General features: G+C 65.9%; 21 protein-coding genes and 1 tRNA gene. 9 read left to right on the top strand and 13 right to left on the bottom strand.

What is annotated here, in order from left to right; translation table 11 throughout:
- Window positions 1-2: 2 nt before the first annotated feature.
- Both RT614_RS25010 and RT614_RS25005 read right to left on the bottom strand, forming a co-directional pair.
- Window positions 3-1,595: a sensor domain-containing diguanylate cyclase gene (locus RT614_RS25010; RefSeq protein WP_313624867.1), complete on the bottom strand. Its 1,593-nt coding sequence runs from the start codon at window positions 1,593-1,595 to the stop codon at window positions 3-5.
- An 11-nt stretch (window positions 1,596-1,606) separates the two neighbouring features.
- A complete protein-coding gene (locus RT614_RS25005) occupies window positions 1,607-2,254 on the bottom strand; it encodes a TetR/AcrR family transcriptional regulator (RefSeq protein ID WP_313624866.1) in 648 nt (215 codons plus the stop codon).
- A 115-nt stretch (window positions 2,255-2,369) separates the two neighbouring features.
- On the opposite strand from RT614_RS25005, the gene RT614_RS25000 reads away from it, so the two are divergent.
- Together RT614_RS25000 and RT614_RS24995 are read left to right on the top strand one after the other, a co-directional pair.
- Window positions 2,370-3,116, top strand: a complete 747-nt coding sequence (locus RT614_RS25000) for a 3-oxoacyl-ACP reductase family protein (protein WP_313624865.1) — start codon at window positions 2,370-2,372, stop codon at window positions 3,114-3,116.
- Between the two features lie 138 nt (window positions 3,117-3,254).
- Window positions 3,255-3,330 (top strand) — tRNA-Lys (locus RT614_RS24995).
- Between the two features lie 190 nt (window positions 3,331-3,520).
- On the opposite strand, the gene RT614_RS24990 is transcribed toward RT614_RS24995, so the two are convergent.
- Window positions 3,521-3,889 carry a hypothetical protein gene (locus RT614_RS24990; protein WP_313624864.1) on the bottom strand — a complete coding sequence of 123 codons (369 nt, stop codon included), beginning with the start codon at window positions 3,887-3,889 and terminating at the stop codon, window positions 3,521-3,523.
- Between the two features lie 270 nt (window positions 3,890-4,159).
- On the opposite strand from RT614_RS24990, the gene RT614_RS24985 reads away from it, so the two are divergent.
- Both RT614_RS24985 and RT614_RS24980 read left to right on the top strand, forming a co-directional pair.
- Entirely contained in the window at window positions 4,160-4,807 is a 648-nt protein-coding gene (locus RT614_RS24985; RefSeq protein ID WP_313624863.1) for an OmpA family protein, read from the top strand.
- A gap of 70 nt (window positions 4,808-4,877) precedes the next feature.
- Window positions 4,878-5,204, top strand: a complete 327-nt coding sequence (locus tag RT614_RS24980) for a 4a-hydroxytetrahydrobiopterin dehydratase (protein ID WP_313624862.1) — start codon at window positions 4,878-4,880, stop codon at window positions 5,202-5,204.
- Window positions 5,205-5,211: 7 nt separating this feature from the next.
- Here RT614_RS24980 and RT614_RS24975 read toward each other — a convergent pair whose 3' ends face one another.
- The 6 genes from RT614_RS24975 to RT614_RS24950 form a co-directional block, all read right to left on the bottom strand.
- Complete coding sequence (locus RT614_RS24975) at window positions 5,212-5,667, bottom strand: MarR family transcriptional regulator (RefSeq protein ID WP_313624861.1); 456 nt, start codon at window positions 5,665-5,667, stop codon at window positions 5,212-5,214.
- Window positions 5,664-5,891 (bottom strand): hypothetical protein, encoded by a 228-nt coding sequence (locus RT614_RS24970; RefSeq protein WP_313624860.1) that lies wholly within the window; start codon window positions 5,889-5,891, stop codon window positions 5,664-5,666. The genes RT614_RS24975 and RT614_RS24970 overlap by 4 nt, the downstream gene beginning before the upstream one ends.
- Window positions 5,888-7,513 carry an FAD-dependent oxidoreductase gene (locus RT614_RS24965; protein ID WP_313624859.1) on the bottom strand — a complete coding sequence of 542 codons (1,626 nt, stop codon included), beginning with the start codon at window positions 7,511-7,513 and terminating at the stop codon, window positions 5,888-5,890. The genes RT614_RS24970 and RT614_RS24965 overlap by 4 nt, the downstream gene beginning before the upstream one ends.
- Before the next feature lie 122 nt (window positions 7,514-7,635).
- The gene (locus RT614_RS24960) at window positions 7,636-8,334 is read right to left on the bottom strand and encodes a DUF6776 family protein (protein WP_313624858.1); all 699 of its coding nucleotides are present in this window, start codon (window positions 8,332-8,334) and stop codon (window positions 7,636-7,638) included.
- Window positions 8,335-8,481: 147 nt separating this feature from the next.
- Window positions 8,482-9,168 carry an N-acetylmuramate alpha-1-phosphate uridylyltransferase MurU gene (murU, locus tag RT614_RS24955; protein WP_313624857.1) on the bottom strand — a complete coding sequence of 229 codons (687 nt, stop codon included), beginning with the start codon at window positions 9,166-9,168 and terminating at the stop codon, window positions 8,482-8,484.
- Window positions 9,168-10,208 (bottom strand): phosphotransferase, encoded by a 1,041-nt coding sequence (locus tag RT614_RS24950; RefSeq protein WP_313624856.1) that lies wholly within the window; start codon window positions 10,206-10,208, stop codon window positions 9,168-9,170. The genes murU and RT614_RS24950 overlap by 1 nt, the downstream gene beginning before the upstream one ends.
- Before the next feature lie 167 nt (window positions 10,209-10,375).
- On the opposite strand from RT614_RS24950, the gene RT614_RS24945 reads away from it, so the two are divergent.
- Genes RT614_RS24945 through rsmA form a run of 3 tightly spaced genes read left to right on the top strand, consistent with a single transcriptional unit; the run spans window position 10,376 to window position 15,183 of the window.
- Window positions 10,376-12,775, top strand: a complete 2,400-nt coding sequence (locus tag RT614_RS24945; RefSeq protein WP_313624855.1) for an LPS-assembly protein LptD — start codon at window positions 10,376-10,378, stop codon at window positions 12,773-12,775.
- The gene (locus RT614_RS24940; protein ID WP_313624854.1) at window positions 12,772-14,373 is read left to right on the top strand and encodes a peptidylprolyl isomerase; all 1,602 of its coding nucleotides are present in this window, start codon (window positions 12,772-12,774) and stop codon (window positions 14,371-14,373) included. Before RT614_RS24945 ends, RT614_RS24940 begins: the two co-directional genes overlap by 4 nt.
- Window positions 14,374-14,391: 18 nt before the next feature.
- A complete protein-coding gene (gene rsmA / locus RT614_RS24935) occupies window positions 14,392-15,183 on the top strand; it encodes a 16S rRNA (adenine(1518)-N(6)/adenine(1519)-N(6))-dimethyltransferase RsmA (protein WP_313624853.1) in 792 nt (263 codons plus the stop codon).
- Window positions 15,184-15,255: 72 nt separating this feature from the next.
- On the opposite strand, the gene RT614_RS24930 is transcribed toward rsmA, so the two are convergent.
- Complete coding sequence (locus tag RT614_RS24930; RefSeq protein ID WP_313624963.1) at window positions 15,256-16,398, bottom strand: glycerate kinase; 1,143 nt, start codon at window positions 16,396-16,398, stop codon at window positions 15,256-15,258.
- A 104-nt stretch (window positions 16,399-16,502) separates the two neighbouring features.
- Between RT614_RS24930 and pyk the strand changes: the two genes are divergently transcribed.
- Window positions 16,503-17,945 carry a pyruvate kinase gene (gene pyk, locus RT614_RS24925; protein WP_313624852.1) on the top strand — a complete coding sequence of 481 codons (1,443 nt, stop codon included), beginning with the start codon at window positions 16,503-16,505 and terminating at the stop codon, window positions 17,943-17,945.
- 67 nt (window positions 17,946-18,012) lie between these two features.
- Here the strand turns inward: pyk and RT614_RS24920 are convergent, their stop codons facing one another.
- Window positions 18,013-19,242: a nucleoside recognition domain-containing protein gene (locus tag RT614_RS24920; protein WP_313624961.1), complete on the bottom strand. Its 1,230-nt coding sequence runs from the start codon at window positions 19,240-19,242 to the stop codon at window positions 18,013-18,015.
- Window positions 19,243-19,385: 143 nt separating this feature from the next.
- Between RT614_RS24920 and RT614_RS24915 the strand changes: the two genes are divergently transcribed.
- On the top strand, window positions 19,386-21,737 hold the full coding sequence (locus RT614_RS24915; RefSeq protein ID WP_313624851.1) for an acyl-CoA dehydrogenase: 2,352 nt from the start codon (window positions 19,386-19,388) through the stop codon (window positions 21,735-21,737).
- On the opposite strand, the gene def is transcribed toward RT614_RS24915, so the two are convergent.
- Both def and gloA read right to left on the bottom strand, forming a co-directional pair.
- On the bottom strand, window positions 21,734-22,267 hold the full coding sequence (gene def / locus RT614_RS24910; protein ID WP_313624850.1) for a peptide deformylase: 534 nt from the start codon (window positions 22,265-22,267) through the stop codon (window positions 21,734-21,736). The two genes, RT614_RS24915 and def, sit on opposite strands and share 4 nt — an antisense overlap.
- 61 nt (window positions 22,268-22,328) lie before the next feature.
- Window positions 22,329-22,724 (bottom strand): lactoylglutathione lyase, encoded by a 396-nt coding sequence (gloA, locus tag RT614_RS24905; protein WP_313624849.1) that lies wholly within the window; start codon window positions 22,722-22,724, stop codon window positions 22,329-22,331.
- Window positions 22,725-22,732 lie beyond the last annotated feature (8 nt).

Genomic DNA, 22,732 nt, shown 5'->3' with positions numbered 1-22,732 from the left:
CGTCAGGGCGGCGGCACCAGCCGGCAGCCTTCCGGCGCGTCGTCGTCCGCCGCGCACACCGCGTCCCGCCCATGATTCTTGGCGTGGTAAAGCGCCCGGTCCGCGCGCTGGAACACAGCACCCAGCGTCGCGCCATGCTCCGGATAGCTGGCCACGCCCACGGAAATGGTGATCGGGGTGGGCAGCGGCAGCGCACCGCGCGACGCAAGGCGATCGCGCAGCCGCTGCGCGATGGCGATGGCGGCGGTCATGCTTGCCGATGGCAGCAGCATGACGAATTCTTCGCCGCCGGTGCGCGCCAATGCGTCGCCACTGCGGGAGCCTTCGCGCATCACGCCTGCCAGCGCTTGCAGGGCCTGGTCACCGGCGGCGTGGCCGTAACGGTCGTTGATGTGCTTGAAGTGATCGATGTCTATCGCGACGATTGCCACGGGAGCGGCCTCTGCTTCCAACAGGGCAAGTGCTTCGTCCATGCCGCGCCGGTTCAACAGGCCAGTCAGCGTGTCCGTCGTGTTTTCCCGGCGCAGATCGGTCAGTTTGTGATGGATCGACGCCAGTCCCATCAGCAGGGCACGCTTGAGTTGGGCGGCCTCGAAATACCAGGAGCGGACCTCGCGGATGCGATCCGCAGAGTCCGGATCCTGCATGCGCTTGGCGATGCTGGCCATCTCGCCAAGCGGGCGGGCGATCCAGCGCGACAGCAGCCAGATCAGAACCACCGAGATCAGCAGCAACGGCAAGGTGTTGCGCGCCGTGGCGAACAGCAGATCGCCAAGGGGCTGCAACGTGCTGGCCACCGGCCGCTGGACAATGACGCTCCAGCCAGTGCTGGGCACGGGCGCGTAGCCCGCCAGCATGTCCCGGCCTTCGTCATCGATGAAGCGTCTTTCGCCGGTTTCTCCGCGCCGGGCTGAAGCGAAAATCTCGTTGTCGGGTGCGGTCTTGCCCAATTGGTCGCGGTTGGGGTGATAGATCAGCGTCCCCTTGCGGTCTATCACGAAGAGATAGGAGTTGTCGCGGTAGAAGTGCTGGTCGAGCAGGCGGTCCAGCACATTGTCCTCGTGCAGGTAGAGCGAGCCCGCGATAAAGCCCAGGTACCGGTAGTCCCGCGAGAAGATGGGTTGGGTGTACAGGATCTGCCACCGCCCGTTCCGGGCCTGGAAGGGCTCGCTGATTGTCGGCCGCCTGGCGTCCAGCGCCTGCATGACGGCGTCGCTGGTCAGTTGCTGCCCCAGCAATTGCGGGTACGACGGCGACACCGCCAGGGCCTTGCCTTGCGGCGACGCGATAAAGCTTGAGTTGAAATGGCCCATCTGCTGCTCTTGACGCCGAGTTTCCTCGGCCGTCTGCGCAGGATTGCTTTCCATGTCGGCCAGCTCGTCGGCGCTGTACGAAAGGTAGCGGCGGATGTCGTTCAACAGCGCGTCGGTGGTCAGCGCAAGTTTGGACGCATAGATGCGGTTCGCGTCCATTGCGTTGTGCAACAGCAGATCACGCTGCACCAGGTAGCTGGCGTGCAGGCCGCCCGCCAGGACCACGACGATCGACAGCAGGCTGATCCACAGGATGAGGTGCCGCAGGTCGACGCGGAACATGATGGCGTCCGTCAGTTGCGGCTGCGGCCCGGGGGGACACCGGACGGCGGCGCGGCATCTTCCGTCAGCGCATCCCAGGCGCGCATCGCCTGCCGGGCCACCGCCTGCAAGGTCTTGCGGCTGGCGCCGTCACGCGCCTGGATCGACATGCCATGCAGGACGGTCGTGTAGAAGGCCGCCAGTCCCTTGAGGTCCGTGCCGGGCGGGAGCTCGCCTTGCGCGGCGCCCGCGGTCAAGCGGGCGAGGATGCGGCTTTGCATCTCGCGGCGGTTGTCTCCCAGGAAATCGCTGACGCCGGCCTGGTTGTCGCAGCCTGCCGGCGCGCCCAGCACGATCATGCACCCTGGCGGCAGGCCTGGCGCCGTGAAGCGTTCGGCGGACGCCAGCAGCATCGATTCGATGGCTTCGCGCGCGGTGGCCGCGGCCAGCAACGCCCGCCGGCCGGACCCGCCTTCGGTGTCGCGGTACAGCGCCACCGCTTCGCGGAACAGACCTTCCTTGGAGCCGAACGCGCCATAAAGACTGGGCGAGTTGATGCCCATCGCCTCCGTCAGATCGGACAGCGATGCTCCTTCGTACCCTTTCGACCAGAAGACTTCCATGGCCTTGTGCAGTGCCTGGGCCCGGTCGAAGTTGCGCGGACGCCCACGTTCAGCCATGCCCGCGATTTTACCCGCGCAGGCTATTTTGTGTTGATCGATAAAAAAATCGTTGACGCAAGTGGTGCGCCGCGGCGATGATATTTGTACCGATCACTACATAATGAGGTGCAGAATGCAGAACCTGACTGGAAAAATCGCCTTCGTGACAGGCGGCAGCCGCGGCATCGGCGCCGCAATCGTCCGCCGCCTGGCGGCCGACGGCGCTGACGTGGCTTTTACCTACGTGAGCGCATCGTCCGCCGCGGCGGCGCAAGCCTTGGTGCAGGAACTGACGGGACAGGGGCGCCGCGCGCGGGCCATTCAGGCAGACTCGGCGGATGCGGACGCCGTGCGCCGGGCAGTCGAAGAGTCCATCCGCGAGCTTGGCCCGGTGGACGTGCTGGTCAACAACGCCGGCATTTTCCTGACCGGCGCCATCGGCGATAACAGCCTGGAAGACTATGAGCGCACGATGGACATCAACGTGCGCGCGCCTTTCGTCGCCATTCGCGCGGCGCAGGCATCGATGCCGGACGGTGGGCGCATTATCAATATCGGAAGTTGCCTGGCCGGCCGCGCGGGCCGGGCGGGCGTGGCGCTATACGCCGCAAGCAAATCGGCGCTGGTCGGTCTGACGCAAGGGCTGGCGCGCGACCTGGGCGCTCGCGGCATCACCGCAAACGTGGTGCACCCCGGTCCCATCGACACCGACATGAATCCGGCCAGTGGCGACCGCGCCGCGAATATGGTCGCCGTGCTGTCGCTGTCGCACTACGGCGAAGCGCGCGACATCGCCGGCATGGTCGCTTTCCTGGCAGGCCCCGAAGGCCGCTACATCACGGGCGCGAGCTTGGCGGTGGACGGAGGGTATGCGGCGTAACGCAGCCTGCCTGAAGATTTTTGCAGGCCGACTTGCACAAACAAAAAAATGCCCATATAATCTTTCTTCTTCGCAGCACACACATAACGAAACGCAACGGCGCAAACCGGATAGCGGATCGGGACTGAGTGAATTGCAGGGCTGTTAGCTCAGTTGGTAGAGCAGCGGACTCTTAATCCGTAGGTCGAGTGTTCGAGCCACTCACAGCCCACCAAAATTAAAAAGGCCGTTGGCGATTATCGCCAACGGCCTTTTGCATTTCCTGCGCCATTCGAATGGTGTTTGGGTGCAGCGATCGGTGAGCGCTGCAGAAGGCGATTGGGTAGAAGGCGGCTTGGCAGAACGCGATTGGGCAAGTTCGCTGTGGCGGGTCGATCTGTGACGAATTCGCCGTGGGATTGGCCTCAGTCAGGCGCCCTGGATCTGGCGAAAATCACGCTTAACGACGTGGCCGACGTCAGGCGCAGCGTGACATCGATGGATGGACCCGTCGCTGATCCGACGACGCGAGCAAGTCCCGATGCCAGTCCCGATAGCAGGCCGATCGCCGGCACCGTCGCGGAAAGCAGATCCCCCCAGCCGGCTGGCGAATTGAGCGGAGCATGCTCCACCTCGCTGCTCAACCCTTTTGCGCTCAGCATTGCCTGAATCCCAGCGACGGCGGAATTCAGGTCGTCCACGTTTTCCAGAAAGAAATCTTCCTGCCTGCTGCACAGCTCCGCAAGCATATCGCTGCTTGTGCGGTTGAAAAAGTAAGTGCGCGCCAGGGTCATGGAGCCTCCGCAGATGAGCCATGATAGCTGCCGAACCTTGATCGCGGGCGATCGTGCCGAATGGCGGTTCGCGGACGCCAACGGCCACGGGGGGCAGTTGGAGTTATCCGGGGAGGGACATCAGGCGGTTCGTTGCGGTCAGGAGTAGCAAACGACACGCAATTTTGCGCATCTCCGGGCGTACAAAATGTTGCCCGGCGGCGGACGGCCCCTTGCTAGCATGATCCTCGCCGGAATGATCCGGTATCTGGATGGACAGTGGAGGTTGCCATGAATTCAAGAAAAACGCTCAACCGGATCGCCGTGCTTGCCGCGGCAGGGGCCTTGCTGGCGGGGTGCGCCACGCAGCAGCAGACGAATACCGCCGTGGGAACGGGAGCCGGGGCGGCGCTGGGCGCTGGTATCGGCGCCTTGATCGGACATGGCAAGGGCGCTGCGATCGGTGCGGGCATCGGCGCGGTGGCGGGTGGCCTGGTGGGCTACAACTGGAAGGTCGTGAAGGACGACGTGCAGAAGTCCGGGGCCTCGTCCCTGGGTATCGACGTGGTGGAAATGCCGGATGGCAGTCTGAAGGTCAATATTCCGAGCGGCGTGTCGTTCGACACGGACAAGACGCAGCTCAAGCCGGCGTTGCTGCCGGTGCTGGACAGCGTGGCGCGTTCGCTGAATCAGCATCCCGAGTTGCGGGCGAAGGTGGTCGGCCATACCGACAGCACCGGCGCGCTGGCCCATAATCAGACCTTGTCGGTGAACCGTGCGAAGAGCGTGACGGACTACCTGGCCGGGCAGGGCGTGGCGGCCAACCGGCTTTCGGTCGAAGGCCGCGGCCCGAATGATCCGATCGGCGACAATGCGACCGCCGAAGGACGCGCGCTGAACCGGCGCGTAGAAATCTACCTGTACGCGGTCCGGCAGTAGGCGAGGACGCGTTTATCGTGAACGGGCGGCTGGCGCGATGCGCCGCCGCCTTTTCTTTCTGGAGTCTGTCATGAGCGACTTTCCTCCCGCCCGCATCGGTACCGATATCGCCATCGCCGCGCTTACCGGCTGGCAGGCCGCGGCAACGCGAGAAGCCATCGAGAAGCGCTACCGCTTTCCCAGCTTCAATGCGGCGTTCGGCTTCATGTCCCGCGTGGCGATGTTTGCGGAAAAGCTGAATCATCATCCTGAATGGACCAACGTCTACAACCGCGTGGACGTGACCCTGACGACCCATGACGCGGGCGGCGTGACCGAGCTGGATGTGCGCATGGCGCAGTTCATGGACGAGGCCGCCGCGCAGGCGGGCGCGACGGCGCCGAAGGCGCAAGGCTGAACGGCGTTCAGTCCGGCGCGTCGTCCGCCTCGGCGTGCAGATGGCCGATCAGCCGGTCCAGCATTTCGCCGAATTGGCGTTGTTCGTCGGCGGTAAGGCAGCCGAAGATTTCGTGGTTGCGGCGCGCGATCAGGTCGATGATTTGCCGGTACTGCGTCATGCCGTCCGGCGTGGGCGCCAGCACCACACCGCGTCCGTCGGACGCGGATACCGTTTTCTCGACCAGGCCGCGATCGACCAGCGCCTGCGCCGAGCGGCTGGCCTGGCCTTTGTTCAGGTTGGCCGCGCGCGCCAGATCGTTGACCGACAAGGGCGCGTAGCGTCCGATGGCGGCCAGGCAGCGCGCCTCGCCCAGCGGGATGTCGCAGTCTTTGAGATAGGCGCGATTCGTGTCCCGGTCCGTGATCTTGTTGAGCACGTGCAGGCGGTAGGTCAGGAATCTTTCCAGGGCGGGCGTTTTCACGTCGGTCGGTTGGGAAGGGAGGCCGGGTAGTTTGCCATAGCGCCGTCATCCAGGCTGGACGCTTCGGCCTGCGCCATCAGCGCGAGCGCGTCCTCTGCATTGGGCAGGCGGCTGAGCAAAGACAGCCCGAGTATCGACAAGAAAAGCGGCGCACGGGACTCGCCGACGCGCGTCAGCGCCTGCGCCATGCCGGTGTAGACCTGGTCCAGTTCATCGTTGTTCATGCTTGGCCTTTCGTCGTGGCGTTCTGAGTGACCGAGGGGTAGTAGGGCGCCAGCGCGGCGCGCAGTTCGGCCGCGGCGGGCGACGCCCAGCGGCCGAGCACGTAGCCGTCCGGGCGCAGCAGATAGACGGTGCCGGCATCGCTGCCGTAGCGCTGGCTCAGGTGGCCGTGCGGGTCCGCCAGGCCCCCAGCGCCGGCGCGCAGCACGCGCAGCGGGTGCGGAGCGCCTTGCGTGTCATCGGCCAGTCCGTCCAGGGTCGCCGACAACGCGGCGTCGGGCGAGATCGCGAGGGCGACGAAGCCCGCGCCGAAACTGGCGCTGAGATATTGCGCCGCTTCGCCGTCCTGAAGCAGGGCATCGGGCGCTGGCTGTCCGGGCGCCGCTGCGGGGCCGGCCTGAGGCGCGCAGTCATCCGTGTTCAGCGGCGAGGTGTCATACGAGATGGGCGCGGATTGGCGTGGGTTGATCAGCGAACGGACGTTGTCGTCCACCAGCGCGAGGCGCAAGGCGGCGTCACGCATCAGGCGAAAACCGAAGTCCGGCGGGGCCATGAATTCGGTGCTCTTGGCGCCGTAGGCCAGGTTCTGCCGGGTGGCGTGGACGCGTTCGACGCTGTAGCTGTCCAGCAGCGAATCGGGCGACTGGCCTTTCAGCACCCAGGCCAGTTTCCATGCCAGGTTGCCGGCGTCATCCAGGCCGGAGTTCAGACCGCGCACGCCGAAGATGGGAACGAGGTGCCCCGCGTCGCCGGCGAACAGCACGCGTCCGTGGCGATAGCTGTCCAGCGTCAGGCACTTGGCGTTGTAGATGGAAATCCAGAGCGGCTTCCAGGGCGCGGTCTCGCCGATCATGTCCAGATGGCTTTGCACGCGCGGCAACACGTTTTCCGGCTTGACGGCCTCTTCGGGGTCTTCGTCGTCTCGGATCTGGTAGTCGACGCGCCACACGTTGCCGGGCTGGCGGTGCATCAGAAGCGTGGAGCCTGGATTCGACGGCGGATCGAACCAGGCCAGGCGTTCGACGGGCCGCTGCGATTCCTGCTCGATGTCGACGATGACGTAGCGGCCTTCATACTGCATGCCTTCCAGCTTGAGCCCCATGGCCTCGCGCACGGTGCTGCGTCCGCCGTCGCAGGCGACGAGCCAGTCGGCGCGCACGGTCTGGCGCGTTCCGCCCGTCTCCACTTCCACCGACACCCCATCCGCGTCCGGCTGCACGCCGATGACCCTGGCGGACCATTGCAGCGTGGCGAGGCCCGGGCGCCGCAGCATGGCCTGGTGTGCGAATTCCTCGATGTAGTACTGCTGGATATTGACCATGGGCGCGTAGCGCTGCTGGGGGTCATGAGGCATCTGGAAATGCAGCACCTCGCGGTCGCGGAAGTAGCTGCGGCCGCCGGTCCAGGCCAGGCCCGTGGCCATCAGCGGCTGGTCGGCGCCGACCCAGCTCAGGATCTCCTGAGAGCGCCGCGACATGCAGATGGCGCGGCTGCCACTGCAATAGCTGTCGTCGGCTTCGACGGTCAGCGAGGCAATGCCGTATTCGGCCAGCAGCGCCGCCAGGGTAAGCCCGACTGGGCCGCCGCCGGCGATCAGGACGGGGACGTGCGTGGGGAGCGTCATGCTGTCTCCATGATTTGGTTGTTTGCGCAACTATATGCTCGATATGTTGCGTGCGCAACTACTTAGAACGAGCAAAAAAAACCCGCCGGATCAGGCGGGTTTCGTGGCGTTCAGGGTGCGCTTCAGTTGCGCACGTAATAGATACGCATGGCCTGCTGTTTCTGGTTGGCGTCCATCACGCGCAGCACGACGACCTTCGGGGTGAAACCGTCGGGCAGCTTGAGCTGGCCCAGCGCGTAGTCGTAGCGGTCCACCGTGAGGGCGGGGCCTTCGGGGGTGACGGTGGCGGCGCGTCCGTTGGGGTAGGAACCGTCGATGGCGAAGGTCAGCGTGCCCTTGAAGGGGGCGCCCTGGCGGTCTTCGCGCATAACGAGGACCTGATAGTCCAGCTGGCCGGGCGCGCGCTTGAAGGTGGCCGAGCGGATGCCCAGGTTGCCGCCGCGGGGATCGGGCGGCATGGCGTCCTGGAACAGCACCAGTTCCTTATCCAGCGTGTCGATCCGGGCGCGCGCGTCGGCCAGGTCGCTGGTCAGCTTCTCGTGGCCCGACTTGTTGGCGTCGCGCTGCTGCGTGGCTTCTTCAAGCTGCGATTGCAGGCGCTGGCGTTCGAGGTTGGAGGCGCTGAGTTCGCTGTGCAGCTGTTCGGATTGTTCGACGGTCAGGCGCTGCGGACCGTAATTGGTTTGCAGGAAGAGCACGCCGCCCGCGCCAAGCGCGATGCCGACCAGCAGCAGGACAAGCCACCGCGGCATGCGGCGCGTGCGCTGGCCCGGCTGGTATACGGAGGGCTTGAACACAGCCCGTTGCGATCTTCCAAACATCCCCATTCCTAGAAAACTTCCTGTGTATTTGCTCGTTGGCAGGCGGCGCGCGCATGCCAAAGCGTCAGAGAATACCCCGTTAGCCGGGGGCGATGAATGCGCAGACAAGCCTCGTTGCGCACCTTGATATTGTGAAATATGTGGGTATCAACCGGCCATGCCGTCCAGTTCCGCGTCCAGGTCGGCCAACCGTTGCGGCGTTCCGACGTCTGTCCATCGGCCGGCGTGGCGGGCGCCCCAGGCCAGATCCCGGCTCATGGCTTGCCTGAGCAAGGGAGCCAAGGGTGCTGCCGCGCCGCGCGGGACGTCCGCGAACAACGAAGGATGGTAGACGCCCACGCCCGCAAAGGTCAAACGGGGCTCTCCCTGTGCCAGCACGCGGCCGTCCGCCTTTAGGACGAAGTCGCCGGTGGGATGGTGCGCGGGATTGTCCACCAGCAGCAGCCACGCGCCGGACTCGGGCAATCGCGGCGCCACGTCGCGGGCCGCGGCGGGATTCCAGTCGCACCAGATATCGCCGTTGATGACCAGGAAGGGGGCATCGCCCAAAAGCGGGAGAGCCTGCGCGATGCCGCCCGCGGTTTCCAGCGCGGAGGCCTCGGCCGAATAGCGGATCCGCACGCCGTGGGCAGCGCCATCGCCAAGTGCGCCTTCGATTTCGTGCCCCAGCCAGGCGTGGTTGATGACGATGTCCCGGAAACCTGCCTTGGCCAGGCGTTCCAGATGCCAGACGATGAGCGGCTTGCCGCCCACCGGCAGCATGGGCTTGGGCAGGCGGTCGGTCAGCGGCCGCATGCGTTCGCCGCGCCCGGCGGCAAGAATCATGGCTCGCATCAGAAGGTGTATCCGACGCTGACCTGGCGGTCGTCCAGACGGTCCAGCAGACGAAGCAGCGGCGTGAAAACGCCATAGCGCTGCGCGACCTGGCGCACGTAGCCGTTGACGCGCGGCATGTGGGCCAGGTAGTGCGCCTTGCCATCGCGATGGTTCAGGCGGGCGAAGACGCCGAGGATGCGCAGATTGCGCTGCAGGCCCATCCACTCATAGGCTCGGTGGAATTCCGCGAAATCGGCGTCGACCGGCAGGCCGGCGGCGCGCGCCATTTCCCAGTAGCGGATGGCCCAGTCAAGCTGTTGGGGCTCTTCCCAGGTGGTCCGGGCGTCCGTCACCAGCGAAGCGAGATCGTAAGTGATGGGGCCGGACAGCGCGTCCTGGAAATCGATGACGCCCGGATTGGGGCCGTATTGCGGCTGGTCGCAGACCATCAGGTTGGGCGAATGGAAGTCGCGATGCACCAGCACCTGCGGCTGTCCGGCATTGCTGGCCGACAGCAGCGCGAAAATCTTTTCCAGCGCGCTGGCCGTCTTGTCGTCCAGCGTCTCGCCATGGTGCTTCTGCACGTACCACTCGGGAAACAGCTTGAGTTCGTCGGCCAGCCGGGTGCCGTCATAAGAGGCCAGCCCGGAAGTCGACGCCTGCTGCAGTTTGACCAGGGCGGCCAGCGCTTCCCGGTACAACGTCTGCAGTTGCGCGTCGCTGATGCCGGCCTGGATGCGTTGGTAATAGGTGTGCTCGCCAAGGTCGGACAACAGCAGAAGGCCCTGGTCCAGGTCCTGCGCCAGCACGGCCGGCACGTTCAGTCCGGCGTCCGCCAGCAGCCGCTGCACGTGCAGAAACGGGCGGCAGTCTTCATGCTGGGGAGGGGCATCCATGACAACCAGGCTGCGCTCGCCCGCATCCAGCCGGAAATAGCGACGGAAGCTGGCGTCGGCCGAGGCGGGGCGCAGTGTTTCCACGGCCAGGTTCAGCGCGGAAGGCAGGCCTTCCAGCCAGGCGCGGACCTGCGCCAGGCGGGGGTCGTGATCGTTTTTCAAGGAAGATCCGTGTCAGAAGGGCAATATTGCGGAAACCGGGTTTGGCGAACATAAGGCTGGGCGTTGTTCGCGGCTTCTCTATAATACCGGCTCGTTTCCGTCAGCATCGGCCCCGCCTGGGCGCCTTTGTCCGGCTCTCCCATGGTCAATAAGGGCTGTTTTCATTCGTGCGCAAGGTTCCGTGGTTGATCCTCTCTGTTGTCAGCGTCGCCGCTGGAACCGTTCAGGCCCAAGGTAGCCCGGGCACCGCCGCCTCCGCGCCGTCTGTCACCTCGGCACCGTCCGTCACGTCCGCTCCGCAATTGCGCACTTCGCCCGGCCTGCGGATCCACCGGCTGCCGGACGAAAGCATTCCCGCTTACATGGAAGCGGACCGCATTTCCGGGGACCCCGAATCCGAACTGAATCTGACCGGCAGTGCGCAGGTGCGCCGCATCGACGGCGTCATCAAGGGCGACGAGATCAATTACCGCAAGGACACCGGCGAGGTCGATGTTCGCGGCAATGCCCGCATGATGCGCGACGGCACGCTGGTGACCGGGCCGAACGCCAAGTTCAACGTGGACCGTTACTCCGGCGAGGTCGAGCAGCCCAATTTCTGGATGGGCGCCACGGGCGGCTTCGCCGTCGCCGACCACGCGGACATTTTCAGCAAGTCGCAGATGCGGCTGCATACGGTGACGTATAGCGGCTGCCCCTGCCCGAATCCGTCCTGGTACATCAAGGCCAATTCGGTCGACATCGATTTCGACGAAAACGAGGGTGTGGCCCGCGGCGGCGTGCTGTATTTCAAGGATGTGCCTATCCTGGCCTCGCCCTACATGACCTTTCCGGTCAAGCGCGAGCGCAAGTCGGGCTTTCTGATTCCGACCTATGGCACGACCAGCCAGGGCGGTTTCGACATCTCGATCCCGTATTACTTCAACCTGGCTCCCAATTACGACCTGACGGTGCAGCCGCGCTATTTTTCCAAGCGCGGCACGCAACTGGGGGGTGAGTTCCGCTACTTGGGATCGAGTTATGTCGGCACCATCGACGGGACGTACCTGCCTGACGATCATGTCACCGGTGAAGACCGCTGGATGTACTGGTGGCGCCACCAGCAGACTTTCTCGCACGGCTTCTATACCGACTGGGACATTGCCAAAGTCTCGGACGACAACTACTACCGCGATATTTCGCAACTGGGGCTGAACCAGGCGTCGACCACCTACCTGCCACAGCGCGGACGCGTGGGCTGGGGCTCGCGCTATTGGAGCGCGTACGCCCAAGTCTATAAGTACCAGACGCTGCAGGACCCCGACGCGCCGCTGATTCCGCCGTACAACAAGGAACCCGAGCTTTATCTCCGGGGCGCCAGATACGATTGGGGCGGCTTCGACGTCGACTGGACGTCAACCGCGGTGCGGTTCAGCATGCCGTCGTTCGGTTCGACGCTGCGTTACCCCGACGGAGACCGCCTCCAGACCTACCCGACCGTTTCCTATCCCATCGTGCGGCCGGGCTGGTTCGTCATTCCCAAGGTGGGCGTCAACTACACGCAGTACCAGACCAAATGGTTCGGCGTTGACACTCTGAATCTGAACAACGGGTCGGCGGATGGCTTGCCTCGGTCGCAGTCGCGTACCGTCCCCATCATGTCGCTGGACACCGGCCTGATTTTCGAGCGCGACACCACGCTGTTCGGCAAGTCGTCCACCCAGACGCTCGAGCCGCGGCTGTATTACCTGAACGTGCCGTACCGGAATCAGTCCACGCTGCCCGTCTACGACACCTCGCTGGCTGATTTCAGCTTCTCGCAGGCGTTCGAGGAAAACATCTATACCGGCGGCTGGGATCGCATCGCGAACGCCAACCAGTTGACGGCGGCGCTGACGACGCGCTGGCTGGACGCCGCTACCGGCTTCGAGCGCCTGTCGCTTGGCGTGGCGCAGCGCTTCTACTTCGAGGACCAGAAGGTCACTCTGCCCGGCGAGACGCCGCGCGAGGACGTGCGTTCCGACTTCCTGGTGGGCGCCAGCGCAGCCTTGACCGACACCCTGAACACCGACATCGCCGCGCAATACAACCCGTACGACAACAACTGGTCGCGCGGGCTGATCAGCGCGCGCTGGTCGCCGCAGCGCCTGACCACGGTGGCGGTCGCCTACCGATACCAGCGCGACCCCCAGCCAGGCGTGCTTTATCAACCGCAGGGCCAGAACCAGGTCAGCCTTGCGGTGCAATGGCCGTTCAGCAAGCGCTGGTACGGTGTGGGCCGAGTGGACTATTCTTTGCGTTCGGGGCCGTCCAGCACGGTCGCCAACACGACGGAATCGCCCCGCGTGACGCAGGCCATCGCCGGCCTGGAGTACAAGGGCGACTGCTGCTGGGTAGGCCGCATGGTCTACCAGCGCTACGCCGTATCGGCGGCGGACACCAACTCCGCGCTGTTCTTCCAGCTTGAGCTCACCGGCCTGGGTTCCCTTGGAACCGACCCGATGAACCTGCTGAACAGAAGTATCCCCGGTTACACGCGCGTCACGCCGCCTGTGCCTGCCGGAACTACATTTGAAAGGTATGAATGATGCGTAGGTTGCACACTTTGCGCCGCCTCTCCGGCAATGCGCTGCTGCTGGCCCTGTGCGCTGGCTTGCCCGCCGCCCACGCGGCCGAGCAGACCGCCCGCGGCGCAAACAGCGGCGCCAAGGCCGCTCCCACCGCGCAGAACAATGCAGCGCCCGCGCCGAAAGGCGAACAATTCGTGGACGGCATCGCCGCGATCGTCGACAAGGACGTCATCACGCTGCGCGAGCTGCGCGACGCATCCCAGCGCATCGCCAGCGAACTGAAGGCCCGCGGCATCCAGGTGCCGGACGATCAGACGCTGCAGCATCAGGTGCTGCAGCGCCTCATCATGGAACGCGTGCAGCGCCACGAAGCCGACCGCCTGGGCATCCGGGTGGACGACGCGCAGATCGATACGGCCGTGCAGGCGATCGCCAGCCGCAACAAGATCACGGTGCAGCAACTGCGCCAGGAACTCGAAAAGTCCGGCACGTCATGGGAAAACTACCGCAAATCGCTGCGCGACGAGATCCGCTCGGACCGCCTGCGCCAGCGCGCGGTTGATTCCACGATCGTCATTTCCGACGCCGAAGTGGACGCCTTCCTGAAGGACCAGCGCCGCAATCCGGCCTTTGGCGCGTCGCCCCAGGCGGGCGCACAGCCGCACCCGCAACCCCAGGCGCAGGCACAGCCCGCACCGGAGCAGGCCGCCGCGCCTGCTGGTCCCATGCTGTATGCGTTGGCGCAAATCCTGGTGCGCGTGCCGGAAGGTTCCTCGCCGGATCAGCTTGCCCTGCTGCGCAAGAAGGCCGAAGGCCTGCTCGCCCAGGCCAAGCGCGGTGATGATTTCGCCAGCCTGGCGGCGGCTTCCTCCGACGGCCCCGAGGCGCTGCAAGGCGGCCTCATGGGCGTGCGTCCGCTGGATGGCTGGCCCGACCTGTTCGTCAAGGCGATCAGCAATCTTCAGAAGGGCCAGGTCAGCCAACTGGTCCAGAGCGGCAATGGTTTTCACATCATCAAGATGATGGATCGCGGCACCGCCCAGCCTGCCCCCAGCCGCACTGCCCGCGCGCCGGCGCCGCAACCGGCCCCGCAGCCCGCCCCGCAACCGGCCGCGCGCCCGCAGGCGCCGCAAGGTCCCACGCAGGTCGTGCAGACGCACGCGCGCCACATCCTCATCAAGACCTCGACCGTCATGAGCGATGACCTGGCGCGCCAGCGGCTTGAACAGGTGCGGCAGCGCCTGGTGAACGGCAGCGCCAAGTTCGACGAAATGGCGCGGCAGTACTCGCAGGACTCGACGGCGCCGCAAGGCGGCGACCTGGGATGGCTGAATCCCGGCGAGACCGTGCCGCCTTTCGAGGCCGCCATGAACCTGTTGCAACCTGGCGAGATCAGCCAACCCGTGCAGACGCCTTTTGGCTGGCACCTGATCCAGGTCGAAGAGCGCCGCGACCACGACGCGACCGACGACCTGGCGCGCATGCGCGCCCGCCAGACGTTGTTCGAGCGGCGCGCACAGCCTGCCTTCGAAGACTGGCTTGAACAGCTGCGCGCCCAGGCGTACGTGGACAATCGTCTCGAAAAGCAGCAAAAGATCCAACAGAACAACCGCTAAACGCACGACGGGCTTTTCATGTCTCAACACCAGGCGCGCAAGCGCTTTGGCCAGAACTTCCTGACGGACGAGAGCGTCGTCGAGTCGATCGTCCGGGCGGTTTCGCCCGCCCGGGACGATACCGTGGTCGAGATCGGCCCTGGTCTCTCGGCGCTTACGCGGCCGCTGCTCGAACGCCTGGATCACCTGACCGCGGTGGAAATCGATCGCGACCTGGCCGCCCGACTGCGCAAGCAGTTCGACGCGTCCCGGCTCACCGTGGTCGAGGCCGACGCGCTGACGGTGGATTTCTCGCAGTTCGGCGGCGCGTTGCGCGTGGTGGGGAATCTGCCCTACAACATCTCCAGCCCGCTGCTGTTCCACCTGATGGCTTGGGCGGATCACATCCGCGATCAGCATTTCATGTTGCAGCGCGAAGTGATCGACCGCATGGTGGCCAAGCCTGGCAGCGGCGATTTCAGCCGCCTGTCCGTGATGCTCCAGTCGCGCTATCGGATGCACAAGCTGTTCGACGTGCCGCCGGAGGCTTTCGATCCGCCGCCCAAGGTGGTGTCGGCGATTGTGCGCATGATGCCGCTGCCGGCGGACCGCTTGCGGCCCGTCAGCGAGCGCGCTTTCGAAACCGTGGTGGCGCGCGCCTTCTCGCAGCGCCGCAAGATGCTGCGTCGCGTCCTGGCGGACTGGGCCCCCCAGGTGCCTTGGGAAGCGCTGGACATCGCGCCGACGGCTCGCGCCGAGGACATCTCGGTAGACCGCTACATCCGCCTGTCGGATGCGCTGGTCGAAGCCGGCGTACTGCCGCGGGACTGACGTCGCGACGGAAAGCAAAGAGGCCCCGCGGGGCCTCTTTTTTTTCAGGCGACGCGCCACCCGGCGCGCGGGTCACAACATGCGTTTTTGCGCCGCCATCCAGAGCAGCATGATGTCGCGCGCCCGTTCGGCAAGCAGCCGATCGGCGTCCGCCAAGGCCTGCTGCAGCGTGATGGGCCCGGGCGCCAGGCTGAACGCGGCGCTGATGCCGCACGCGTGCAGGGCTTCGTAGCCTTCGCCCAGCGACCCGGCCAGCGCGACGACGGGCACGCCTGCGCGCTGCGCAATCCGGGCGACACCGGCAGGCGTCTTGCCGCGCAGCGTCTGGGCATCCATGCGGCCCTCGCCCGTGAATACGAGTGTGGCGCCTTCCACGGCATCGGCCAGGCCGCCGAGTTCCGCGACGATTTCCACGCCTGGCCTGAAGTGCGCATTGAGAAACGCCTTGGCGGCAAACCCCAACCCGCCGGCGGCGCCCGCGCCGGGCTCATTCCGATGATCCGCATTCAGATGGCGCGCGCAGACGTCAGCGAAATTCGCCAGCGTGGCGTCCAGCGTCTGCACCTGTTCCGGCGTGGCGCCCTTTTGCGGCCCGAATACGTGCGATGCGCCTTGTGGTCCGCACAAGGGGTTGTCGACGTCCGACGCAATGTCGATGCGAATGGTGGACAGGCGCGGGTCCAGCCCGCGCGTGTCGATGGATGCCAACTGGCCCAGCGCGCCGCCGCCCGGAGGCAGACTCTGGCCGCTGGCATCCAGCAGGCGAACGCCCAGCGCCGTCAGCATGCCGGCGCCAGCATCATTGGTGGCTGAACCGCCGAGCCCCAGGATGATGCGCGTGGCGCCCGCGTCCAGCGCGGCCCGCATGAGTTCGCCCACGCCATGGCTGCTGGCGCGCATGGGGTCGCGCTTGGACGGGGAAATCAGTTCAAGGCCCGCCGCGGCGGCCATTTCGATCACGGCGGTGCCGTCGTCCAGCAGCCCCCACACGGCGTCGACCTTGTGGCCCAGGGCGTCGTTCACGGTGACCTGTCGTTCCTTGCCGCCCGTGGCCGCCAGCACCGCTTCGACGGTGCCTTCACCGCCGTCGGCCATCGGCACGCACACGGTATGCGCGCCGGGGAAGGCGGCCTTGACGCCGCGCGCGATGGCGGCCGCCGCATCGGGGGCGGAAACGCTTTCTTTGAAAGAGTCGGGAGCGATGACGATTTTCACGGGTTCAAGGAGCTCGTTGAAGGTCAGGGTGACGCCCATGATACCCGTGCGAACGCGGCCGGCGTACCATAGCGCTTTCGTTGATTTTGCGAGAGTGGACCGCCATGCCTGTATTGCGCCGCACAAAAATTGTCGCCACCCTGGGACCCTCGACGTCATCGCCCGAACGCATCGACGCGCTTATTCGCGCCGGGCTGGACGTGGCGCGGCTGAACTTCTCGCACGGCAGCGCGGACGATCACCGTGAACGCGCGCGCCTCGTGCGCGAGATCGCCGCGAAGCAAGGCCGGTTCGTCGCGATCATGGGCGACCTGCAAGGCCCGAAGATCCGCATCGCGCGTTTCACCGATAAGCTGGTGCAGTTGCAGGTGGGGCAGCCGTTCACGCTGTCGCGCGTGCATCCCAAGGATGCCGGCACCGCCAGCATCGTCGGGATCGACTATCCGGAACTCGTGAACGACTGCCGCGTGGGCGACGAGCTGCTGCTCGATGACGGGCGCGTCGTGCTTGTGGTGGACCGCGTCGAGGGCGACGAGGTCTACACCACCGTCACGGTGGGCGGGCCGCTGTCAAACAACAAAGGCATCAACCGCCGCGGCGGCGGCCTGTCCGCGCCCAGCCTGACCGACAAAGACCGCGTCGACATCAAGCTGGCGGCCGAAATGGAACTGGACTACGTTGCGGTTTCGTTCCCCCGCTATGGCAGCGACATCGACGAGGCGCGCACCTTGCTTGCCGCGGCCGGCAGCCAGGCGTGGATCATCGCCAAGATCGAACGCGCCGAAGCCGTGGCCGACGACGAAGCCCTGGACGCGCTGATCCGCGCCAGCGATGGCGTGATGGTGGCGCGCGGCGACCTGGGCGTGGAAGTGGGCGACGCCGAACTGGTGGGCATCCAGAAGCGCATCATCCAGCACGCGCGCACGCTGAACAAGGTCGTGATCACCGCGACGCAGATGATGGAATCGATGATATCCAGCCCGATGCCGACGCGCGCCGAAGTGTCCGACGTCGCCAACGCGGTGCTGGACTACACCGACGCCGTCATGCTGTCCGCCGAAAGCGCGTCGGGCCAGTATCCGGTCGAAACCGTGCAGGCCATGGCGCGCGTGTGCCTGGGCGCCGAAAAGCACCCCACCTCGACCAAGTCCCATCACCGCATGGGCGAAACCTTCACGCGCTGCGACGAGACGATCGCGCTGGCGGCCATGTATGCGGCCAACCATTTCCCGGGCGTGAAGGCCATCATTGCGCTGACGGAAAGCGGCCACACGCCGCTGATCATGTCGCGTATCCGTTCGGGCGTGCCGATCTACTGCTACAGCCCGCACAGCGTGACGCAGAACCGGGTGACGATGTTCCGCGGCGTGTACACGATCCCGTTCGCGCCGTCCGACTACGATCCCGCGGACCTGAGCAATGCCGCCATCGACGAATTGCGCAAGCGCAATCTGGTGCAGACGGGCGACTGGGTGATCCTGACGAAGGGCGATTTCTACCGTGACAGCGGCGGCACCAACGGGATGAAGATCCTGCTGGTGGATTGACGCATAAGGTGGCTGCCGGCGCGGCTGCCGGCAGCCGCGCCGCGGATGTCATCCGGCCCCGGCCGTCTTACCCGAAGAACCAGTAGCACACGCCGATCGCGGCCAGCACGCCGGCCAGGTCGGCGACCAGCGCGCAGCCCACCGCATGCCGCGCGCGCAAGATGCCCACCGAACCGAAGTACACCGCCAGCACGTAGAAGGTGGTCTCGGTGCTGCCTTGCACCACAGCGGCCAGCAGCGCGGGAAAGCTGTCCACGCCGAAGTGCGTCATGGTTTCCAGCATCATCGCGCGCGCCGCGCTGCCCGAGAACGGCTTGACCAGCGCGGTAGGCAGCGCATCCACGAAGCGCGTGTCCCAGCTTGCCTGCTGCGCCAGCCAGCGGATGCCATCCAGCAGGAAGTCCAGCGCACCCGACGCGCGCAGCACGCCCACGGCGCACAGCATCGCCACCAGGTAGGGCAAGAGGCTCTTGGCGATGTCGAAACCTTCCTTGGCGCCTTCGATGAAGGCCTCGTAGACGGGCACCTTTTTCCAGGCGCCCACGACCAGGAATGCCAGCAGGATCCCGAACAGTGTCAGGTTGCCCAAGAGCGAGGACAGCGACGCGATGGCGGCGCCCGACATGCTGGCCAGGAGCGCCATGAATCCACCCAGGACGAGCGCCGCGCCGCCCAGCCACAGCATGATGACGGGATCGGCCAGACGCATGCGCTGGCACGCCGCGACCGCGAGGAAGCCGGCCAGCGTGGACGCGCTGGTGGCCAGCAGGATGGGCAGGAACACCAGCGTGGGATCGGGCGCGCCTTGCTGCGCGCGAAACATGAACAGCGTGACGGGCAAGAGCGTCAGCGACGACGCGTTGAGCACCAGGAACAGGATCTGCGCATTGCTCGCGGTTTCGGGCGTGGGATTCAGGGATTGCAGCTCGCGCATCGCGCGCAGGCCGATGGGTGTGGCGGCATTGTCCAGCCCCAGGCCGTTGGCGGCGAAGTTCAGCGTGATCAGGCCGATGGCCGGATGATTGCGCGGCACCTCGGGCATCAGCCGCGCAAACAGCGGCCCCAGCAAGTGCGCCAGCTTTTCCACCAGGCCCGCGCCTTCGGCGATGCGCAGGAAACCCAGCCACAGCGTCAGCGTGCCGAACAGCAGCACCATCACGTCCACCGACACGCGCGCCATGTCGAAGAGGCTGGCGACCATCTCGCGGAACACCTCGGCATCTCCGATGGCCAGCCAGCGGTAGAGCGCGGCAACGGCGGCGGTAAGGAAGAAGCCAAGCCAGAGTTTGTTCAGCATGCGGACGTGCCCGGACAGCGGTTGGTTGCGCATCAGCGCGGCGACGCCCATTGTCGCAGAGTCGGCAACCCGCAGCTTGGCCCGGACCCGCCAATTCTGGTACTTTGGCCCGATACGTCTTGTAGCCATAACAAGGGGGACCCATGGATTTCAACGCCTGGCGCCGGCGCCGCATTTCGGAACCTGCGTACCGCTGGGCGCGCAACGCGATGCCCGCCATGTCGGCCACCGAGCGCGAAGCCATCGAGGCCGGCGACAACTGGTGGGACGCCGACCTGTTCACCGGCAACCCGGACTGGCACAAGCTGCTGAACGTGCCGCCGGCCACGCTGACGCCGGACGAGCAGAAATTCATGGATGGTCCCGTGGCCGAACTGTGCGCCATGCTGGACGAATGGGACATCTCCTGGAACCGGCGCGACCTGCCGCCGCAGGTTTGGGAATTCCTCAAGGCGCGGCGCTTCTTCGGCATGATCATCCCGCGGCGCTACGGCGGCCTGGGCTTTTCGCCTTATGCGCACTCCGAGGTCGTGCGGCGCATCTCCGCGTATTCCATCACCACGGGCGTCACCGTCATGGTCCCGAATTCGCTGGGGCCAGGCGAACTGCTCATGCAGTTCGGCACGCCCGCGCAGCGCGACTACTGGCTGCCCCGGCTGGCCGACGGCCGCGAAGTCCCGTGCTTCGGCCTGACCAGTCCCGAGGCCGGATCCGACGCGGCGTCCATGGTGGATACCGGCGTCGTGTGCCGGCAGGTCGTCGACGGCCGCGAGCTCATCGGCATCCGGCTCAACTGGCACAAGCGCTACATCACGCTTGGGCCCGTGGCCACCGTGCTGGGGCTGGCATTCAAGATGTCGGATCCGGATGGCATCCTGGGCGGCGCCAAGGACATCGGCATATCGGTGGCGCTGGTGCCCACCGAGGCGCCCGGCGTCGAGATCGGCCGTCGCCATCTTCCCGCCATGCAGGTCTTCCAGAATGGCCCCAACTCGGGGCGCGACGTTTTCGTGCCTCTCGATGCGCTGATCGGCGGCGTCGAACGCGCGGGGCAGGGTTGGCAGATGCTGATGAGCGCGCTGGCGGCGGGGCGGGGCATTTCCCTGCCGTCGCTATCGGCGGCGGCCGCCGTCATGTGCGCGCACACCACCGGCATGTACGCCCGCGTGCGCGAACAATTCGGCATCCCGATCGGCAAGTTCGAGGGCGTCCAGGAGCGGCTTGCCAGCCTGGCGGGCAACGCCTATCTGGTGGAAGCCGCGCGCCGCCTGACCTGCTCCGCGCTCAACCAGGGTGTCAAGCCGGCGGTGGTGTCGGGCATCATGAAATACCACGCCACCGAACGCATGCGCATATCGGTGAACGACGCGATGGACGTGCATGCGGGTCGCGCGGTGATGGACGGCCCCAGCAATTACCTGGGGTCGCTGTACCGCGCCGTGCCCATCGCCATCACGGTCGAAGGCGCCAACATCCTGACGCGCAACCTGATCATCTTCGGGCAGGGCGCCATCCGCGCCCATCCCTATCTGATGCCGGAAATCCTGGCGCTCGGCAATCTGGACGAAGAGCGCGGCATCGAGGTCTTCCACGACGTCTTCTGGCGCCATCTGCGCCACGCGGGTGCAAATGCCCTGCGCGCCATCGGACGCGCCTGGACGGGCGGCGTGCTGGCGCCCGCGCCGGCTGCCGGGCCGGTGGCGGGGTATTACCGACGGCTGGGCCGCTATGCCTCGGGTTTTGCCCTGCTGGCCGACGCGGCGCTGGCCCAACTTGGCGGCGGCCTGAAGCGCCGCGAAATGATTTCCGCGAGGCTGGGCGACATCCTGTCCGAGCTTTACCTGCTGTCCGCCGTGCTCAAGCGCTGGGAAGACGAAGGCCGCAAGCACGACGACCTGCCGCTGGTGCGCTGGTGCATGGAGCAGGGCTACGCAAGCATCGAGAAAAGCATGGACCAGGCGTTGCGCAATCTGCCCGTGAAGGCGCTGTCCTGGGGCTTGCGCGTGGCGATCCTGCCGTTGCGGCTGGCCAAAGGGCCCAGTGATGCCCTGACGCGGGAATGCGCCGAACTCTTGCTCAAGCCGTCGCCCACGCATGCGCGCCTGGCGGCGGACCTGCAGCGCGAGCCCGGCGAAGATCCTCTGGGGCTTCTGACCCGCGCATTCGCGCTGGCCGACTCGGTGAAGCCGATCCGCGACCGCCTGCGCCAGTCCAACGTGCGCGATTGGCGGCAGGCCCACCAGCTTGGCGCGATCACGGACGCCCAGGCGGCACAACTTGAAGCGGCCGAGGCCACGGTGTTGCGCGTCTTGCAGGTGGATGATTTCGCGCCGCAGGCGCTGTCGCCGCAAGCCGAGCCGAATGCTCCGGCAGCGGATGCGGCTCCGGCTCCGACTTCGACTCCGACTCCGACTTCGACTTCGACTCCGACTCCCGCTCCGACTTCGACTCCAGCTCCGCCTCCGCCTGCGGCGGATTCCAGCCAGGACGCTTAGTCGTCCTGGTTGGGATCCATGCCCGGGAACAGGATTTCGGTGAAGCCGAACTTCGAGAAATCCTGGATGCGGGACGGATAGAGGCGCCCGATCAGGTGGTCGCATTCGTGCTGGACCACGCGCGCGTGGAAGCCTTCGGCTTCGCGCTCGATCAGTTGGCCGTAGGGGTCGCGGCCGGTGTAGCGGATGTGGCGATAGCGCGGCACCAGGCCGCGCAGGCCGGGCACCGACAGGCAGCCTTCCCAGCCGTCCTCCGTCTCGTCCGAGAGCGGAGTGATCACCGGGTTGCACAGGATGGTCTGCGGCACCGGCGGGGCATCGGGATAGCGATCGTTGCGATCAAATCCGAAGATCACCAGCTGCAGGTCCACGCCGATCTGCGGGGCGGCCAGGCCCACGCCTTGCGCGGCCGCCATGGTTTCGAACATGTCGTCGATCAGGGCGTGGAGTTCTGGCGTATCGAAGCGGTCGACGGGCGGCGCGACGCGCAAGAGCCGCGGGTCGCCCATTTTCAGGATGGGATGGATCATGGCGTAGGTCTGTGTGCGGGGCCGGCCAGACGCGGGTTCATGGCGTCCGGCCTAAGGATGGTCAGTCCTGGCGGCCCTTCTTCTGGATGAATTCGATCTTGTAGCCGTCCGGATCTTCCACGAACGCGATCACCGTCTTGCCGTGCTTCATCGGGCCGGCCTCGCGGGTGACCTTGCCGCCGCGTTCCTTGACCTTGTCACAGGTCTCGTAGGCGTTGTCGACTTCAAGGGCGATGTGGCCATAGCCGTTGCCCAGGTCGTACTTGTCGGTGTCCCAGTTGTGGGTCAGTTCGATGACGGCGCCGTCGGCTTCGTCCTGGTAGCCCACGAAGGCCAGCGTGAACTTGCCGTCCGGATAATCGTTGCGGCGCAGCAGGCGCATGCCGAGCACGTTGGTGTAGAAGTCGATGGACTTGTCGAGGTTGCCGACTCGCAACATGGTGTGGAGCAAACGCATGGGAATAT

Origin of the sequence: Achromobacter sp. (assembly GCF_032102605.1) — a bacterium.
Classification (GTDB): domain Bacteria; phylum Pseudomonadota; class Gammaproteobacteria; order Burkholderiales; family Burkholderiaceae_B; genus Achromobacter.
Note: the sequence above shows the minus strand (reverse complement) of the source record. Positions and strands in the feature narration are given on the sequence as shown.

Excerpts from the sequence above, each read along its gene's own strand:
- RT614_RS25010 (WP_313624867.1), bottom strand. The coding sequence starts at position 1,595 with ATGTTCCGCGTCGACCTGCGGCACCTCATCCTGTGGATCAGCCTGCTG.
- RT614_RS25005 (WP_313624866.1), bottom strand. The coding sequence starts at position 2,254 with ATGGCTGAACGTGGGCGTCCGCGCAACTTCGACCGGGCCCAGGCACTG.
- RT614_RS25000 (WP_313624865.1), top strand. The coding sequence starts at position 2,370 with ATGCAGAACCTGACTGGAAAAATCGCCTTCGTGACAGGCGGCAGCCGC.
- RT614_RS24990 (WP_313624864.1), bottom strand. The coding sequence starts at position 3,889 with ATGACCCTGGCGCGCACTTACTTTTTCAACCGCACAAGCAGCGATATG.
- RT614_RS24985 (WP_313624863.1), top strand. The coding sequence starts at position 4,160 with ATGAATTCAAGAAAAACGCTCAACCGGATCGCCGTGCTTGCCGCGGCA.
- RT614_RS24980 (WP_313624862.1), top strand. The coding sequence starts at position 4,878 with ATGAGCGACTTTCCTCCCGCCCGCATCGGTACCGATATCGCCATCGCC.
- RT614_RS24970 (WP_313624860.1), bottom strand. The coding sequence starts at position 5,891 with ATGAACAACGATGAACTGGACCAGGTCTACACCGGCATGGCGCAGGCG.
- RT614_RS24965 (WP_313624859.1), bottom strand. The coding sequence starts at position 7,513 with ATGACGCTCCCCACGCACGTCCCCGTCCTGATCGCCGGCGGCGGCCCA.
- RT614_RS24960 (WP_313624858.1), bottom strand. The coding sequence starts at position 8,334 with ATGTTTGGAAGATCGCAACGGGCTGTGTTCAAGCCCTCCGTATACCAG.
- murU (WP_313624857.1), bottom strand. The coding sequence starts at position 9,168 with ATGCGAGCCATGATTCTTGCCGCCGGGCGCGGCGAACGCATGCGGCCG.
- RT614_RS24940 (WP_313624854.1), top strand. The coding sequence starts at position 12,772 with ATGATGCGTAGGTTGCACACTTTGCGCCGCCTCTCCGGCAATGCGCTG.
- rsmA (WP_313624853.1), top strand. The coding sequence starts at position 14,392 with ATGTCTCAACACCAGGCGCGCAAGCGCTTTGGCCAGAACTTCCTGACG.
- pyk (WP_313624852.1), top strand. The coding sequence starts at position 16,503 with ATGCCTGTATTGCGCCGCACAAAAATTGTCGCCACCCTGGGACCCTCG.
- RT614_RS24920 (WP_313624961.1), bottom strand. The coding sequence starts at position 19,242 with ATGCTGAACAAACTCTGGCTTGGCTTCTTCCTTACCGCCGCCGTTGCC.
- RT614_RS24915 (WP_313624851.1), top strand. The coding sequence starts at position 19,386 with ATGGATTTCAACGCCTGGCGCCGGCGCCGCATTTCGGAACCTGCGTAC.
- def (WP_313624850.1), bottom strand. The coding sequence starts at position 22,267 with ATGATCCATCCCATCCTGAAAATGGGCGACCCGCGGCTCTTGCGCGTC.
- gloA (WP_313624849.1), bottom strand. The coding sequence starts at position 22,724 with ATGCGTTTGCTCCACACCATGTTGCGAGTCGGCAACCTCGACAAGTCC.